Origin of the sequence: Streptomyces sp. NPDC097640 (assembly GCF_040302705.1) — a bacterium.
Taxonomy (GTDB): Bacteria; Actinomycetota; Actinomycetes; order Streptomycetales; family Streptomycetaceae; genus Streptomyces.
Genome location: NZ_JBEOSB010000047.1, coordinates 1 through 15,400 on the forward strand (window position 1 = coordinate 1; position 15,400 = coordinate 15,400).

The following is a 15,400-nucleotide window of genomic DNA, read 5'->3' on the forward strand; positions in this document are numbered from 1 at the left end:
GCGGCAGCCGCCGAGTGCGGCACGGCGTTACGGACCAACAAGTCGACCATCGAGCACTGGATCGGCGGCGTCGTTCCCGCAGGCGACACCGGCCGTAACCTCGCCGTAGCGCTCTCCCGACAACTCGGTCGCCTGCTCACCCTTCATGACCTGGGGCTCGCGCCGCGTGACGAGGAGGACGACAGCCTCGGGCTGTCTCTCGGTGAGGATCCACTGGACACCCTGCTGCCGATGTGGAGGCACGAATTGGACCGGCGCGGCTTCCTCAACACGTTCGCCTACTCGGTCGCAGCCGCCGGCCTGCCGCTGGCGTACATCCGAGAAATCGCCGATCGCACCGCCGCCGCCGGCACGGGCCAGGCCATCGGCATGGCCGAAGTCGCCGCGGTCCGGGACATGGTGAGGCTCTTCTCCGAGATGGACGAACGTCACGGCGGCCAGCACGGCCGCAGTGCCCTCGTGCAATACCTGCGCGACGACGTCGCCCCCCTGTGCCGGGGCCGCTTCCGAAGCGAAAACATCCGCCAGCACATGCTCTCGGCCGCCAGCCGCGGCGTTCACCTGCTCGGTTGGAAGTCCTACGACGCGGGGCAGCAGGGTCTGGCCCAGCGCTATTACCTGCAGTCCTATGCTCTCGCCGTCGAGTCCGGTGTTCCCGGACACGACGGGTTCGTGATGCGCACGATGGCCATGCAAGGGCTCAAGCTGCACCGGCCCGAGCACTGCCGGGCCCTGGCTGAGACCGGCCTGAACCGGGCCAAGGGCAACGTCGACGTGCAGACGGAATCCCTGTTCCGCGTCGTGCACGCCCACACCCTGGCCAAGTCCGGGCAGCGGCGGGCAGCCATTGCCGAGGCTGAGCGGGCGCGGACCCTCCTGGCCGCCGACCGGGGGGACGAGGTGCCCTTCTGGGCCCTCGCCTGGGGGCCGCCTGCCGCGTCGGTCTATTCGCGCAACGCGAAGGTCTACGAGACGTTGGGCGACCGAAAGACAGCAGCGGAGCAGTACGCGCGGGCCGCCGCATCCCGCCCAGCAGGCTATGCGCGGATAGTTGCCCTCGACCTGGTGGCGAGCGCCGAAATGCAGATCAAGGGCGGCAGCATCGAGGAGGCATGTGCCACTTGGAATCGGGCGATGGACCACATGGACGGTGTGCGATCCGTCCGCACCCGCAAGGCCGTGACTCGGATGCGCACAGATCTCGCCCGCTTCCGCGCCCGCGGCGTGCGCTGTGCAGCAGACCTGGACGAGCGGGCTATCGAATTCCTGCGGCCGAGCTGATCAGTTCGCTTCCCGTCAGACTGGAATGCTGGCCAAGGCGAGTCACGACCTGGGGTGCCCACGCCGGCACCGGCTTCCGCTGCGTGAAGAGATCGCCGTCTTCAGCAATCACCGGTCACTCGCCCTACCGCGGTAAGCCGACCGGGGTAGAACCCGCTGGCATGTATCCGGTCAGACGCAGCAGTTCACGCCTGTCGCTTCGCGAATTCACTGTCGATGACGTCAACGCCGTCCACGCGATCTACGGAAGCGCCGAGGTCACCGAGCACCTGAGCTTTACCCCACGCACTCGCGACGAAGTCGAGAGCATCCTCGCCCGATCCATCTCATCAGCAGCCTTACCCCGGCGCGAAGAGTACGCCCTCGCCGTCATCAAAAACGACAGCGAGGAGCTGGTCGGATTTTCGCGCCTGGCCATTGATCCGCACCAACAGCGGGCAGCCACCCTCGGCTTCGCTCTGCGCGCGGACGCCTGGGGTGTTGGTTACGGCAGAGAAACCGTGCAGCTGCTCTTGGGACTCGCCTTTATCGACCTGGATCTACATCGCGTCTGGGCAGCGCGATCCCCACTGAACGTAGCCTCGGAAAAGACTCTGCTAGCTTGCGGAATGACCGAAGAAGGCAGAATTCGCGGACACGTTCACGTGCACGATCAATGGCGAGACTCGATCGTCTACGGAATTCTCCGCGGCGAGTGGAATGACGCAAGAGAAAAACCCGTCACTTAATATTCGGCAGTCGAATGCAGTCGAATATTTCGCACTAGCACGGCCTGGCTCCCGCCGGGCAACGGCCCGAGGCGATGACCGGTGCCCACACGCGCATCAGCGATGCGCGCTCGACGGGCCGCGCTGGCCCCTGGCGACTGGGCATGTCCTCGGCCCCTCGACGCCGGAGAACGTCCGATGGAGGCCCGGGTCAACCTGGCGGTTCTCGTCCGCGAGGAACTGGCGGACGAGAACCGCCACGGACCGCATCGCCCCGAGCCTCGGCATGAGCGGCACACTGCTCGACGTTCGCGGCAAGAACGCTTCGTCCGCCTCGACGAGGCCCGCACGCGGGGCCAGTCGCCGTACTGCGAAACATTGGTCGTTTCCTGGTCTGCCTCTCTCTGTTTGCTGGGCTCGCTCTGGAGCGCGGATTCCTAGGGTCATGGCTGTCCCCCGGAGGGCCGGTTCACGGACCTCCGCATCCCCACTGACCTGGAGACATCCGATGCGTGCTCTGCCCCGTCGTGCCCTTCTCGCCGCTCCCGCCGCCGTCCTGATGTTCACCCTCGTCGCCTGCGGTGGCGGTTCCGACGACAGCTCCAGCAGCTCCAACGCCGCCGACACCCAGCAGTCAGCCCCGAGCACGGGCGGTGCCGAGGCGGGCGGGGAGGCCGGAGGCGACGCCGACGACAAGAAGGAGCCGCCGCTGACCGGCGAGATCAAGCAGAAGGCCGAGGCCGCCGCGCTGGCCAAGTACCCGGGCACGGTCCTGAAGTCCGAGGTGGATGCGGAGAAGCCCGGCATGTACGCGGTCGAGGTGCAGAAGCAGGACGGATCGACGGTCGAGATCTACCTCGACAAGTCGTACAACGTCACCGGCACCAAGCAGGAGGGCACCGAGGAAGAGGAAAAGAACGCCGGCTGACGGCCGAGGGCCGAGGGCGACCCGCCGGAAGGGAGAAGCACATGTCGAGCCAGCCCCGGGTGAAGCCGGCCACCGAGACGACGGCCGTCCTCAACGTCCTCAACCAGTCGGAGGGAGCCTACGGTGCTCGCTTCGACGAGGACGCGTACAACTACCCGTCGCCCTCGGCCTCCCAAGCCTGGCCCGGCGACGAGCCGCCGCCGGAGCCCGCGGATGCCGCCGAGATCGACGAGCCGGACGCGGCGCGGCACGCACGCGACCGCAGCCACGAGCGGGAGGCGGGCGGGTGGCAGCAGCTGCTCGCCCGCCGCCGCCCGGTCCTGGCCGTGGCCGCCGCGCTGATGGTTGCGGGCGGCTTCGGCCTCGCCCTGTCGGCGGTCAGCGACACGGTCTCCTCGGACCCGACGCCCGCAGGCACCGCGCGGGTTCCCGAGCCGAAGTCGCCGACCGAGCAACCCCCGTTGCCAGGGGCGACTGCCTCCGCAACGTCTCCTCCCGGCGGTGGCGCCAGTTCGCTGCCGGCCACCGGTGACCGGCACGACGACGAGGAGGACGAGGAGCACGAGGAGGACGAGGACGGCGACCGGTCCGGCGATGACTGAACTCCCCCGGCCGGACTCCTCATTCCATGCCCCTCAGGCCCCAGGCGGGTTCTCGTGAACACCCCGACTCCCGTGGCACTGCTGTGCGAGCCTGTCGCCATGCGGCTGCTGCTGATCGAAGACGACGACCGGATCGCCGGACCGCTCACCGAAGGGCTGGGCCGCTACGGCTACACGGTGGACCGGGCCCGTACCGGCGCCGCCGGCCTGGCGGACGCCGCGGCCTCCCCGGACCTGGTGCTGCTCGACCTCGGCCTGCCGGATATGGACGGGCTGGACGTGTGCCGCAGCCTGCGGGCGAAGTCCGGCGTGCCCATCATCATGATCACTGCGCGCGGCGAGGAGGCCGATCGCATCGTCGGGCTCGAACTCGGCGCCGACGACTATCTGGCCAAGCCCTTCGGCGTACGGGAGCTGGTCGCCCGCATCCGTGCGGTCACCCGGCGCACCACGGGCGCCCTGCCCGTCGACTCGCCGGAACCCGCCGGACCGCCCGCCGGGCCGGGGGGCGGCGCACAGCGGCTGGGGCCGCTGGAGATCGACCGTCGAACCCGTCAGGTCCGCCTCGACGGTGGTGAGATATCCCTGACTCCACGGGAGTTCGATCTGCTCTCCTATCTCGCCCAGGACCCCGGCGCCGTGCACTCACGCCAGCAGATCATGGACGCGGTGTGGGACCCGCACTTCTTCGGCCCCACCAAGACCCTCGACGCCCATGTCGCCGCGCTGCGCCGCAAGCTGGAAGACCCCAGGTGGATCACCACCGCGCGCGGGGTCGGCTTCCGCCTCACCGACCCCGCCCAGGACATGCCGTCCGAGGCGTCGGGATGACCCGCCGCCTGCTGCTCAGCTACCTCGGCCTGGCCCTGCTGGTGCTGGCCGGGCTGGAGATCCCGCTCGGCGTCATCTACGCCCGCGCCGAGGTCTCCCGCGCCTCCCAGATCGTGGAGCGCGACGCCTCCATGCTCGCGGAGGTCACCGAGGAGAACATCGAGAAGGGCAACCTCGACGCGCTGCCCGACGTGATCGGAGACTACGCCACCCGTACCGGCGGCCGGGTCGTGGTGACCGACCGCACCGGCATCGTCCTCGCCGACTCCCAGACCCGGGCCGGCACGGGCACGGATCTCTCCGGCGAGCCGGACATCGCCCGCGCCCTGCGCAACGAGCCCACCGTGGTCGCCGGGGACGACGTCCTGTCGGCCACCATGCCCGGCGCCTCCGGCACCACGATCCGCGGCGCCCTGCGCCTGACCTACCCGATGGCCGAGGTCACCGCCCGCGTCCACCGCATCTGGGGCGCCCTCGCGCTGGCCGGCGCCTGCATCCTGGCCGGGGTGGCGCTGGTCGCCTTCACCCTGGCCCGCTGGATCACCCGCCCCTTGCGCACGCTGGAGGCCGCCACCGCCCAACTCGCCGACGGGCACCTCGCAAACCCGCCGGACGCGAGCACCGGCCCGCCCGAACTGCGCCGCCTGGCCGCCTCGTTCACCCACACGGCCACCCGGTTGCAGCACCTGCTCGAGGCCCAGCACGCGTTCGCCTCGGAAGCCTCCCACCAGCTCAAGACCCCGCTGACCGCGCTGCGCCTGCGGCTGGAGAACTTCGAGCCCTACCTCGACCCTCGCGCCCACGGCAGCCTGGAGGAGTCCGTCGGCGAGGTCGAGCGCCTCGGCCGTATGGTCCAGGGCCTGCTCGCGCTGGCCCGGCTCGAGAACGCGGCGACCACCGCCGAGCCGGTGGACCTGGACGCGGTCCTGACCGAGCGCGCCGCGATGTGGGAACCGCTCGCCGCCGAACAGCACGTCGCTGTCAGCATCACCGGCGTACCAGCGGGCCGGGTATGGGCGATTCCAGGCGCCCTGGAGCAGATCATCGACAACCTGGTGGCCAACGCCCTGCGCGTCTCACTGCCCGGCACCACCATCGCTCTGGCCCGCACCCCCGGCGCCGAACTCCACATCGTCGACCAGGGTCCGGGAATGTCCGCGTCCGACCGCGAGCGCGCCTTCGACCGCTTCTGGCGCGCCTCCGACACCCACCACGACGGCACGGGCCTCGGCCTGCCCATTGTCCGCCACCTCGTCCGCGCCTCCGGCGGCGAGATCACCCTGCACGACGCTCCCGGCGGCGGCCTGGACGCCCGAGTCCGCCTGCGTCCTATGGTCGGCGGGCGGTCGCGCGCAGGGAACGGAGCGTCGCGCTCGGCGCAGACAAGACGGCGGCAGCACGCTGATCACGGTACGTAGGGTGCGAGCGCCGCTCGCGCCCGCGTGAGCTGAGAGGAACCTCAGTCTGCTGTTCCGGACGGCACAACCCATCGCGTTGGCTGCCCCGTCACGGCTGCGATCATGTCGTAGTCGCCGTCGTAGTGCAGGACGATCGCGCTGTGACGTTCGGCGGTCGCCGCGATCACGAGGTCCGATACCGAGAGAGCCTTCCAGTTACCGGCCGCGATGAGCTGGGTCTGCACATCCAGGGCACGGTCCCATGCCTCATCAGGGGTCGGAAGCCAGTCGAAGCCGCGCATTTCGTCGCGGATGCGTTCCGCGTCGGCCTTGGACCGCGCACTGTGCAACACCTCGAGTTCAACCGCACCACACACGGCGAGCAGGCCCGCATTGTGCAGCGGCTCGATCACCGCACGAACGGCTGGCTTCGGGTAACGGGCAAGTGCGGACTTGTCGATGAGGTAGAAATCGGTCATGCGGCCTGGTGCGGGTCAGCCGGAGTCTCGACGGGACCCGTCAGGTCCGGCAGGCCACCTTCGGCAAGCCAGTTCAGGAACGATGCCCGTTTGCGGCGCTTGATCGCGTCTTCCAGCGCGGCGTTCACCGTGGCGACCTTGGTCGTGGTGCCAAAGATCTCCGCGGCCTCGGCAAGCATCTCGTCGTCGACATTGATGACGGTTCGTGCCATGAGTCCTCCTCCAAGCCAACGCCCACGACCTCCGAGGATATCAAAATTCACGCCACCAGATATCACGCCGCCGAGGATCACCCTTCCTTCCTGACCTTCGCGACTCGCATATCGGAGCCCATGCCGGTCAACTCCCGCACAACCAGCTCGGCTTCCTGCGGATCGCGGGCGAACTTCCCAGCCATCGGCTCGTGACCTCCCCCGTGAGATCTTTACGTGATGGCACCACTGGATAACCTGCTGCCAGGCCGGCACGCGGGGTGCCGGCCGGTGGGTGATTGCATGAGGAGCACGGTTGTGGGGACGGATTCCCAGGGGGCCGGGCGGCTGGTGGCCGGCCGGTACCGACTGGCAGGCGTGCTGGGCCAGGGCGGGATGGGAGTGGTCTGGAGGGCGACCGATGAGCTGATCGGACGGGTTGCGGCAGTCAAGGAGTTGCGTACTCCGCCAGGGCTGTCAGCCGAGGAACGGTCGACGTTCAGCGAACGGGCCTTGCGCGAGGCCCATACGGCGGGTCGGCTCAACCATCCCGGTGTTGTGGCGATCTACGATCTCGTGCCGGCGACGCCCGAGGACGACGCTGTCTACATCGTCATGGAGCTGGTGGAGGCGCCCTCGCTGGCGGAGCTCCTGGAGTGGTACAGGACCCTGCCCCAGGAGCGAGTGGCCCGTATAGCCGGTCAGTTGCTGTCCGCCTTGAACGCCGCGCACTCGATCGGACTCGTGCACCGGGACATCAAGCCCAGCAATGTCATGGTGCTGCCCGGCGACCACGTCAAGCTCGTCGACTTCGGCATCGCTCACGCCATGGACGACACCCGCCTGACCCGCGACGGCGTCGCCGGCTCGACCGGCTATATGGCCCCGGAACTGTTCCAGGGCGCTGGTCCCTCTCCCGCGACGGATCTATGGTCGCTCGGCGCCACCTTGTTCCACGCCGCAGAGGGACACGACCCATTCGCCCGCGAGACCCCGGCCGCCACCCTGCACGCCATCCTCCACGACGACCTGCCGCCGCTGAACAGCCACCCCCCGCTCTCCTCACTCATCACCGGCCTCCTCACTCGCGACACCACCGCCCGGATGACCAGCGAGGCAGCCGGCACCCTGCTCGCATCCGCCACCACCGCACCGCCCGCGGCAGAACCGCCCCACCCAGGCCAGGCGACGAGTGAGAGCCACGCCACCGCTGCCAGGCCGATGACGACACCACCGCATACGCCGTCAGCTCCACCAGCACACTCCCCCCAAGCCACCTTGCAGGGCCACCCCACCGCCATCGGACAGCACGCCTACGCCGCCCACGCGCCCGGCCCCATGCCGTACGCCCCACCGGCTCACCCCCCGACCCCGACGCCCGGGGCGGAGAAGCAAGGGGCCATGTGGATCGCCCTTGCGGTGGTGGTGGCGCTTCTTCTGGGAGGTGGAGCCTTCTTCCTCCTCAGAGACGACTCCGACAACGACGCAACGCGTGAACAGCAGGCGGAAAAAGCTACGCCCACATCCACGTCCACGCCCACGTCCACGCCCACATCCGCGCCCACGTCCACGCCCCAGGGGGCTGGGGCCGCCGGTGAGAAGACGTGGTCCAACCTGAGCCAGAACCACGTCGCCGACCCGGTCAGCTACCCCATGACGCCTCCCGCCGGCGGCGACCACGACCCCGCCTGGCAGAACTGCAACGGCGACGTCTACAGCAGCCAGATCCGCGACGAGAACGCCGTGCACTCCCTGGAACACGGTGCCGTCTGGGTCACGTACAACGACAAGGCCGCCCGCACGGACCTCACGGCGCTCGAGGCCAAGGTGGCCCAGACGCCGTACACCCTGATGAGCCCCTACAAGGACCAGTCGTCACCGATCACGCTGACGGCCTGGGGACACCAGCTCGACGTCCAGAACGCGTCCGACGCGCGGGTCGACGAGTTCCTCGACAAGTACGTCCAGGGCGCACAGACCCCCGAGCCAGGGGCTGCCTGCACCGGGGGCGTGTCCTCGTAGCCGCTGCCGGAACAGCTCGCCAACCTGCGGTAAGACCGGCGTGCGGGGCACCGACCGGTGAGCGACGTCGCCCGGTCCGGCTACGGCGCCCCGCGCGACCGGCCGCCCTCCGCCCGCACGGTGCGGCATGCCTGGCTGAGCGAGGCCGCTGGAGGCGCCGGAAGGCAGCCCTGGGTGCGCCTCGACAAGTAACACCCGCCGCCAGACATAGTGGATCATGTATATTGATATATGCCGCCGTATATACAAGGGAGGCGCCATGAGCCGCACCGTGATCGATCTCGACGACGAGGCGCTGGAGGCCGCCGCCAAAGAGCTCGGCACCACGACCAAGCGCGACACCATCAACACCGCCCTGCGGGAGGTCACCGCCCGCTTCCGACGACTGCGCGCGCTCGAAGAAGCTCGCGAACTGGTCGCCGAAGGCGCCCTGGATATCGACATCCTCCTCGACAAGAGCAAGCACCGGCCCACCGGCGGGCCGGACGGTGTCCGCAACACAGGAGCGGATGGGTGACCGTCGCCGACTACCTGATCGACACCTCCGCCCTCGCCCGCGTCCTCATCGGCCGGACCACGGCCGAGTGGGACGACAGGATCGGCGCGGGACTCGTCGCCCTCTGCGACATCACCGAACTGGAAGTCCTTTATTCCGCACGCTCGGCGGCGGACCGGGAACGCGTGAAGCGCACACTGGACGCCCACTACACCTGGTGCCCCACGCCCGAGGGCATCTACCGACGCGCACGCGTCGTCCAGGAACTGCTCACCGCCAAGGGCGAGCACCGCAGTGCGGGCCCCGTCGACCTGTTGGTCGCCGCCGCCGCGGAAGAGGCGGGGCTGACTCTGCTTCACTACGACCGCGACTTCGAGACGATCGCCCGTACGACCGGACAGCCGGCACGGACGATCGATCTCAAGGACTGATCGGTCTCAGGGACCGAGAGACGCCGCCCAGCACGCAGTGAGCGGGCGCAGGGCCCGCCCCCACTTTCGCGAGCCCCTCCGGCATGTTCGGCTGTCAGGGTGGGGTGATCTCACTTCGGGCGAGCATTGGCCGAGCTGACGATCTCGCTGGACGCGAAAAGCCCCCACGCGAGCGGGGGCCTCCACGTTTCCGCAGGTAGAACGGCTTCTGCCCGCGTAGCATCCGGTGGGGCGGGTGGGACTCGAACCCACGGCCGACGGATTATGAGTCCGCTGCTCTAACCGGCTGAGCTACCGCCCCGTAACGGCGCGTCGCGCGCATCCGCGCACGCCGTCTGCCGCAGCATAGCCGCTCATACGATCTGTTGCTTCGGGGGGCCGAAGTTGGGTACACCCATGCCCGCGCGCGGATGTCGGCCACACTGACGCGTGTCACTGTGCTCCGGAAATGAAAAAGGACCCCAATGGGGTCCTCTCCCTCTGCTCCCCCGACTGGACTCGAACCAGTAACCCTCCGGTTAACAGCCGAATGCTCTGCCAATTGAGCTACAGGGGACCGAGCTCCCCCGACTGGACTCGAACCAGTAACCTGCCGGTTAACAGCCGGCTGCTCTGCCAATTGAGCTACAGGGGATTGCTCCGTGTGCATCGACCGTGACCCCGTCCGGGGCTTCCGGACGGCGCTCGCTCGCTGCGACACATACATTAGCGCAAGCAGGGGGGTGCTCCGCCAATCGGTAACCTCGTGGGTGTCCACGGCGGGCCGCGGGTGATCTGCGGTCGGGACGGGTAGGCGCAGCGCGACCCCAGGGTCCGATGCGAGGGACAACCAGAAGGGCAGGTCGATGCGCTACCGGCTGACGTTCATCACGGGGCTGGCCGTCGGATACGTGCTCGGCACGCGGGCCGGCCGCGAGCGGTACGAGCAGCTGCGCACCTGCGCGCGGCAGTTCGTGGAGAACCCGGCGGTCCGCAATACCGCCGAGACGGCCGCGCTGGGCGGGCGGCAGGCGGCGACCAGGGCGTTCGAGCGGGTCAAGCCGCTGCGCGAGCGGATCGGGCAGCGGGAGAAGGCCGCCGAGGGCGAGGACGACTGGGGGACGAGCAACACCTAGCCCCCGCCGGTGGCATCATCTGGTCCATGGGGATAGTCGCCGGGTTGGACAGCTCGTCCGAGAGCACACGAATCGTCGTCTGCGATACGGACACGGGAGCCGTACTCAGGCAGGGCTACGCCCCGCATCCCGCGCCCTCCCCGGGGGGCTCGGCCGCGTCGCCGTACGACGTGGACCCCCAGTCCTGGCTGCTGTCGCTCGGCGAGGCGGCCGAGGGCAAGCTGCTGGAGGGCGTGCAGGCCATCGGCGTATCGGCGCAGGGGCACGGGCTGCTCGCCCTGGACGCGGGCGGGGGGCTCGTGAGGCCCGCGCTGGTGGGCAACGACAAGCGCGCCCAGTCCGCGGCCGCCGACCTCACCGAGGCGCTCGGCGGCCGCGCCGCGTGGGCGCACGCGGTCGGCTCCGTGCCGGCCGCGACCCAGGCGGTGGCCAAGCTGCGCTGGCTGGCCCGCACCGAGCCGGACGCGGCGCGGCGGGTGGCCGAGCTGATGCAGCCCCACGACTGGCTGGTGTGGCAGCTGCTGGGGCGGCCCGTGCGGCGCACCACCGACCGGGGTACGGCCTCCGGCACGGGCTACTGGTCCGCCGCGACCGGCTCCTGGCGCCCCGACCTCATCGAGCTGGCGCTCGGCCATCAGGTGCGGCTGCCCGAGGTCATCGGCCCGGCCGAGGCCGCCGGCCACACCCCCGAGGGGCTGCTGATCTCCGCCGGGACCGGCGAGACGATGGCGGCGGCGTTCGGCCTCGGCGTCGGGATCGGCGACGCGGTGATCTCGCTGGGCGCCTCGGGGTCGGTCTTCTCCGTCCACCATGAGGCGCTCGCCGACCCCTCCGGCACGATCATCTCGTACGCGGATGCCACCGGCATGCATCTGCCGGTCGTCCATACGCTCAACGCCGTACGGGCCCTGCGCGGTACGGCGGAGCTGCTGAGCGTCGATCTGGAGGGGCTCTCGGCGCTGGCGCTGAAGTCCACGCCCGGGTCGTACGGGCTGGTGCTGCTGCCCTACCTGGAGGGCGAGCGCACCCCGCATCTGCCGCACACCGCCGGGACGCTGACGGGTCTGCGGCGCGAGAGCATGAAACCCGAGCACCTGGCCCGCGCCGCCTTCGAGGGCATGCTGTGCGGGCTCGCGGACGCGCTGGACGTGCTGCGCGGGCGCGGCGTCGCGGTGCGGCGGGTGTTTCTGCTGGGGCCCGCGGCCGATCTCCCGGCGGTGCGCGCCGTCGCCCCCGCGCTGCTGGGCGCCCAGGTCGTGGTGCCGCAGCCCGCGGACTACGCCGCGCTGGGCGCCGCCCGGCAGGCCGCCTGGGCCCTGGGCGCCGCGCACGGCACCCTCTCGCCGCACCAGCCGCCGCTGTGGCCCGCCGCCGCGAGCCAGGTCTTCGAGCCGGGCGACGAGCTGGCGGTGGGGCAGGCGGTGCGGCAGCAGTACGTCGCGGTCCGCGAGCAGACCCACCCGGGCGCGTTCGAGGCGGGCCCGGGCGCCGGGCAGATGGGGTAGCGGTCAGTCGAGGTAGCCGCGGAGCTGGTCCGCGAACGCGTGGTCGCGGAGCTTGTTGAGCGTCTTCGACTCGATCTGCCGGATCCGCTCCCGCGTGACGCCGAAGATCCGCCCGATCTCCTCCAGCGTCCGCGGCCGCCCGTCGGCCAGCCCGTACCGCAGCTGCACCACCTTCCGCTCGCGCTCCCCGAGCGTGGAGAGCACGGCCTCCAGGTGCTCGCGCAGCAGCAGGAACGCCGCGGACTCGACCGGCGAGGCGGCGTCCCCGTCCTCGATCAGGTCGCCGAGCGCGACATCGTCCTCCTCCCCGACGGGCGCGTGCAGCGACACCGGCTCCTGGGCCAGCCGCAGCACCTCGCTGACCCGCTCCGGGGGGAGTTCGAGGTGGTGGGCGACCTCCTCGGACGTGGGCTCGTAGCCGCGCTCCTGGAGCATCCGGCGCTGCACCCGCACCACGCGGTTGATCAGCTCGACGACATGCACCGGCACCCGGATGGTGCGGGCCTGGTCGGCGAGGGCGCGGGACATGGCCTGGCGGATCCACCAGGTCGCGTACGTGGAGAACTTGTACCCGCGGGCGTAGTCGAACTTCTCCACGGCGCGGATCAGCCCGAGGTTGCCCTCCTGCACCAGGTCGAGCATGGTCAGGCCTCTGCCGACGTAGCGCTTGGCGACGGAGACGACGAGGCGGAGGTTGGCCTCGATGAGGCGGCGCTTGGCCATGCGGCCCAGGACGACCAGCCGGTCGAGGTCGAGGGCGAGCTGGCTGTCGAGGTCGGGCGTGTTGCCGAGCTTCTCCTCGGCGAACAGCCCCGCCTCGACCCGGCGCGCGAGGTCCACTTCGTCGGCGGCGGACAGCAGGGGGATCCGGCCGATCTCGCGGAGGTACTGGCGGAAGAGGTCGGAGGAGGGGCCGCTGGAGGTCTCGGCGCGGACCACCGGCTCCACGACTTCGACCTCCACGGCTTCCACGGCTTCCACGGTGTCTGCCGTCTCCACGGTTTCCGCCGCTTCCTCCACGGCTTCCGCTGCGGCTTCGGCGCCCGGTCTGCCTTCCGCGCCTGCTGTGCCCTCGGGGGCGTGCGCCGCGTCGGTGAGGGTCTGGGTCTGCACGGGGGCGACCTCCAGGGTGATCGCTGCTGAGGCGGCAGAACGATCGGGTACGGCTGCGGCGGCCACGCCACCGTCCGTCCCGTACATCATGAGTGGATCTGCGGGGGAATCCGGCCCTTCCTGGCCAACACCGCCGCGCTCCGAGGACTCAGGCACCGCAACCAGTGTGGAGTACGACGCACGCCCGCCACGAGGGGCGTGCGAGCACTTTTTGCGCAGCGGGCCGTGACCGGGCGGTTACAGCGCAGGACCACGGGCCCCCTACAGGGCCGCCACGCCCTTCTCGCGCAGGGACTGCCCGTACTGCTGGAGGACCCACAGCTCGTTCTGCACGGCGGCGAGGTGGGTGGGGTCGGCGCCGGCGCCGAGGCGCTGGAGGGCGCCCTGGACCTCGCCGATCCGCTGGTTCACCGCGGCCAGCCGGACGGCCACCAACTGGACGCCCGCGTACACCTCGTCGGGGTCGCGGCGGGTGTTGAGGGCCTCGACGGCGAGCTCGGTGACCATCGCGCGGACCGTGTCGTCGGGGGCGGCGTCGCGGACGCGCGCCAGATAGTCGCCGTCGGCGGCGCCCGCCCCGCCCGCGGCCTCGATGGTGCGGCGCACCGCCACGTACGGGGCGGCGGTGAACTCGTCGGTCCCGTAGGCGTCGAAGGCCGGGGAGACCAGCTCGGGGCGCTGGAGGGCGAGCTTCAGCAGCTCGCGCTCGACGCGGTGGGCGGGGCTGCGGAGGTTCAGCGCGGGGCCGCGCGGGGGCTGCGGCGCGCCGCCACCGGAGGCGGCTCCGCCGGCACCGCCGGGACCGCCGCGCCCACCGGGGCCGCCGGGGCCGTCGTAGCCGCCGCCGGGACCCGCCGGGCCGCCCGGCGCCCCGCCGCGGCGCCCGCCGCCCTGCTGCGGGCCGCCGCGCTGGCCGCGCTCGCGGGCCCACTGGGCGAGCTGCGCGACCCGGCGCACCACGAACTGGGTGTCGAGGATGCCGAGCAGCCCGGCCAGGTGCACCGCGGACTCGTGCTGGATCGAGCTGTTCTTGATCCCCGCGACGACGGGCGCCGCCTCGTCCAGCGCGGCGGCCCGCCCGACCGCCGTGTCCAGGTTGTGCCGGGCCAGGATCTGCCGGATCGCGAACTCGAACAGCTGCGTACGGCTGTCGACCAGCGACTTGACGGCCTCGTCGCCCTCGGCGAGGCGCAGGTCGCACGGGTCCATCCCGCCGGGCGTGATCGCGATATAGGTCTCGGCGGCGAACTTCTGGTCGTCCTCGAAGGCCCGCAGCGCCGCCTTCTGGCCCGCCGCGTCGCCGTCGAAGGTGAAGACCACCTCGGCGCTGGAATTGTCCATCAGCAGCCGGCGGAGGATCTTGATGTGGTCGCCGCCGAAGGCCGTGCCGCAGGTGGCGATGGCGGTGGTCACCCCGGCGAGGTGGCAGGCCATGACGTCCGTGTAGCCCTCGACGACGACGGCCCGGCTGGTCTTGGCGATCTCCTTCTTGGCGAGGTCGATGCCGTACAGCACATGGGATTTCTTGTAGAGCGGGGTCTCGGGGGTGTTCAGATACTTCGGGCCGTTGTCGTCGTCGCGCAGCTTGCGCGCGCCGAAGCCGACGACCTCGCCGGTGATGTCGCGGATGGGCCACATGAGGCGGCCGCGGAAGCGGTCGATGGGGTTCCGGCGGCTTTCCTGGGCGAGGCCGGAGAGGATCAGCTCCTTGTCGCTGAAGCCGCGGCCGCGCAGAAAGCGGACCAGGTGGTCCCAGCCCGCCGGGCTGTAGCCGACGCCGAAGTGCTGGGCCGCGGCCTGGTCGAAGCCGCGCTCGGCGAGGAATCTGCGGCCGATCTCCGCCTCGGGGCTGTCCAACTGCTCCACATAGAACTGGGCGGCCGCCTTGTGGGCCTCGACCAGGCGGGTGCGCTCGCCCTGCTGCCGGCCGGGCGTCGCGCTGCCCTGCTCGTAGCGCAGGGTGATGCCGGCCTGGGAGGCGAGCCGCTCAATGGTCTCGGCGAAGGAGAGGTGGTCGATCTTCATGATGAAGTCGACCGTGTCGCCGCCCTCCTGGCAGCCGAAGCAGTAGAAAAGCCCCTTGCTGGGGCTGACCTGGAAGGACGGGGACTTCTCGTCATGGAAGGGGCACAGGCCCTTGAGATTGCCTCCCCCCGCGTTGCGCAGCTGGAGGTATTCGGACACGACGGCGTCGATCGGGACCGCGTCCCGCACCGCCTTCACGTCGTCATCGTTGATCCTGCCTGCCACGCGTGAATTCTACGGCCGGGCTCCGACATCGCCGGAGCCCGGCCGGGCCCGC

Annotated in this window: 16 protein-coding genes and 3 tRNA genes; 12 read left to right on the top strand and 7 right to left on the bottom strand. The window is 70.6% G+C overall.

The window, feature by feature from the left end:
* From ABTY62_RS44785 to ABTY62_RS44810, 6 genes are all read left to right on the top strand, one after another.
* On the top strand, positions 1-1,281 hold a 1,281-nt coding region (locus ABTY62_RS44785), incomplete at its 5' end, for an NsdA family TPR-like regulatory protein (protein ID WP_352135148.1).
* A gap of 161 nt (positions 1,282-1,442) precedes the next feature.
* A complete protein-coding gene (locus ABTY62_RS44790; RefSeq protein WP_352135149.1) occupies positions 1,443-2,009 on the top strand; it encodes a GNAT family N-acetyltransferase in 567 nt (188 codons plus the stop codon).
* 487 nt (positions 2,010-2,496) lie between these two features.
* Positions 2,497-2,916 (top strand): peptidase, encoded by a 420-nt coding sequence (locus ABTY62_RS44795; RefSeq protein WP_352135150.1) that lies wholly within the window; start codon positions 2,497-2,499, stop codon positions 2,914-2,916.
* Positions 2,917-2,957: 41 nt separating this feature from the next.
* The gene (locus ABTY62_RS44800; RefSeq protein ID WP_352135151.1) at positions 2,958-3,518 is read left to right on the top strand and encodes a hypothetical protein; all 561 of its coding nucleotides are present in this window, start codon (positions 2,958-2,960) and stop codon (positions 3,516-3,518) included.
* Between the two features lie 99 nt (positions 3,519-3,617).
* Positions 3,618-4,349: a response regulator transcription factor gene (locus ABTY62_RS44805; protein WP_352135202.1), complete on the top strand. Its 732-nt coding sequence runs from the start codon at positions 3,618-3,620 to the stop codon at positions 4,347-4,349.
* Entirely contained in the window at positions 4,346-5,767 is a 1,422-nt protein-coding gene (locus ABTY62_RS44810) for a sensor histidine kinase (RefSeq protein WP_352135152.1), read from the top strand. Before ABTY62_RS44805 ends, ABTY62_RS44810 begins: the two co-directional genes overlap by 4 nt.
* A gap of 41 nt (positions 5,768-5,808) precedes the next feature.
* On the opposite strand, the gene ABTY62_RS44815 is transcribed toward ABTY62_RS44810, so the two are convergent.
* Both ABTY62_RS44815 and ABTY62_RS44820 read right to left on the bottom strand, forming a co-directional pair.
* Positions 5,809-6,225: a PIN domain nuclease gene (locus tag ABTY62_RS44815; protein ID WP_352135153.1), complete on the bottom strand. Its 417-nt coding sequence runs from the start codon at positions 6,223-6,225 to the stop codon at positions 5,809-5,811.
* A complete protein-coding gene (locus ABTY62_RS44820) occupies positions 6,222-6,437 on the bottom strand; it encodes a type II toxin-antitoxin system VapB family antitoxin (RefSeq protein ID WP_352135154.1) in 216 nt (71 codons plus the stop codon). Before ABTY62_RS44820 ends, ABTY62_RS44815 begins: the two co-directional genes overlap by 4 nt.
* Before the next feature lie 282 nt (positions 6,438-6,719).
* On the opposite strand from ABTY62_RS44820, the gene ABTY62_RS44825 reads away from it, so the two are divergent.
* From ABTY62_RS44825 to ABTY62_RS44840, 4 genes are all read left to right on the top strand, one after another.
* On the top strand, positions 6,720-8,438 hold the full coding sequence (locus ABTY62_RS44825) for a DUF3105 domain-containing protein (protein WP_352135155.1): 1,719 nt from the start codon (positions 6,720-6,722) through the stop codon (positions 8,436-8,438).
* A 57-nt stretch (positions 8,439-8,495) separates the two neighbouring features.
* Positions 8,496-8,630 (top strand): hypothetical protein, encoded by a 135-nt coding sequence (locus ABTY62_RS44830; protein WP_352135156.1) that lies wholly within the window; start codon positions 8,496-8,498, stop codon positions 8,628-8,630.
* A 67-nt stretch (positions 8,631-8,697) separates the two neighbouring features.
* Positions 8,698-8,955 (top strand): type II toxin-antitoxin system VapB family antitoxin, encoded by a 258-nt coding sequence (locus ABTY62_RS44835; RefSeq protein WP_352135157.1) that lies wholly within the window; start codon positions 8,698-8,700, stop codon positions 8,953-8,955.
* Positions 8,952-9,365: a PIN domain nuclease gene (locus tag ABTY62_RS44840; RefSeq protein ID WP_352135158.1), complete on the top strand. Its 414-nt coding sequence runs from the start codon at positions 8,952-8,954 to the stop codon at positions 9,363-9,365. Before ABTY62_RS44835 ends, ABTY62_RS44840 begins: the two co-directional genes overlap by 4 nt.
* 227 nt (positions 9,366-9,592) lie before the next feature.
* Here ABTY62_RS44840 and ABTY62_RS44845 read toward each other — a convergent pair.
* The 3 genes from ABTY62_RS44845 to ABTY62_RS44855 form a co-directional block, all read right to left on the bottom strand.
* A tRNA-Ile gene (locus ABTY62_RS44845) sits at positions 9,593-9,666 on the bottom strand.
* Between the two features lie 182 nt (positions 9,667-9,848).
* Positions 9,849-9,921 (bottom strand) — tRNA-Asn (locus tag ABTY62_RS44850).
* 5 nt (positions 9,922-9,926) lie between these two features.
* Positions 9,927-9,999 (bottom strand) — tRNA-Asn (locus ABTY62_RS44855).
* Positions 10,000-10,210: 211 nt separating this feature from the next.
* Between ABTY62_RS44855 and ABTY62_RS44860 the strand changes: the two genes are divergently transcribed.
* On the top strand, positions 10,211-10,480 hold the full coding sequence (locus ABTY62_RS44860) for a YtxH domain-containing protein (RefSeq protein WP_352135159.1): 270 nt from the start codon (positions 10,211-10,213) through the stop codon (positions 10,478-10,480).
* A gap of 26 nt (positions 10,481-10,506) precedes the next feature.
* Positions 10,507-11,985: an FGGY family carbohydrate kinase gene (locus ABTY62_RS44865; protein WP_352135160.1), complete on the top strand. Its 1,479-nt coding sequence runs from the start codon at positions 10,507-10,509 to the stop codon at positions 11,983-11,985.
* A 3-nt stretch (positions 11,986-11,988) separates the two neighbouring features.
* Here the strand turns inward: ABTY62_RS44865 and ABTY62_RS44870 are convergent, their stop codons facing one another.
* Both ABTY62_RS44870 and dnaG read right to left on the bottom strand, forming a co-directional pair.
* Positions 11,989-13,254, bottom strand: coding sequence for an RNA polymerase sigma factor (locus tag ABTY62_RS44870; protein ID WP_352135161.1), 1,266 nt, complete (start codon positions 13,252-13,254; stop codon positions 11,989-11,991).
* Positions 13,255-13,359: 105 nt separating this feature from the next.
* A complete protein-coding gene (gene dnaG / locus ABTY62_RS44875) occupies positions 13,360-15,348 on the bottom strand; it encodes a DNA primase (protein WP_352135162.1) in 1,989 nt (662 codons plus the stop codon).
* Between the last annotated feature and the right edge of the window lie 52 nt (positions 15,349-15,400).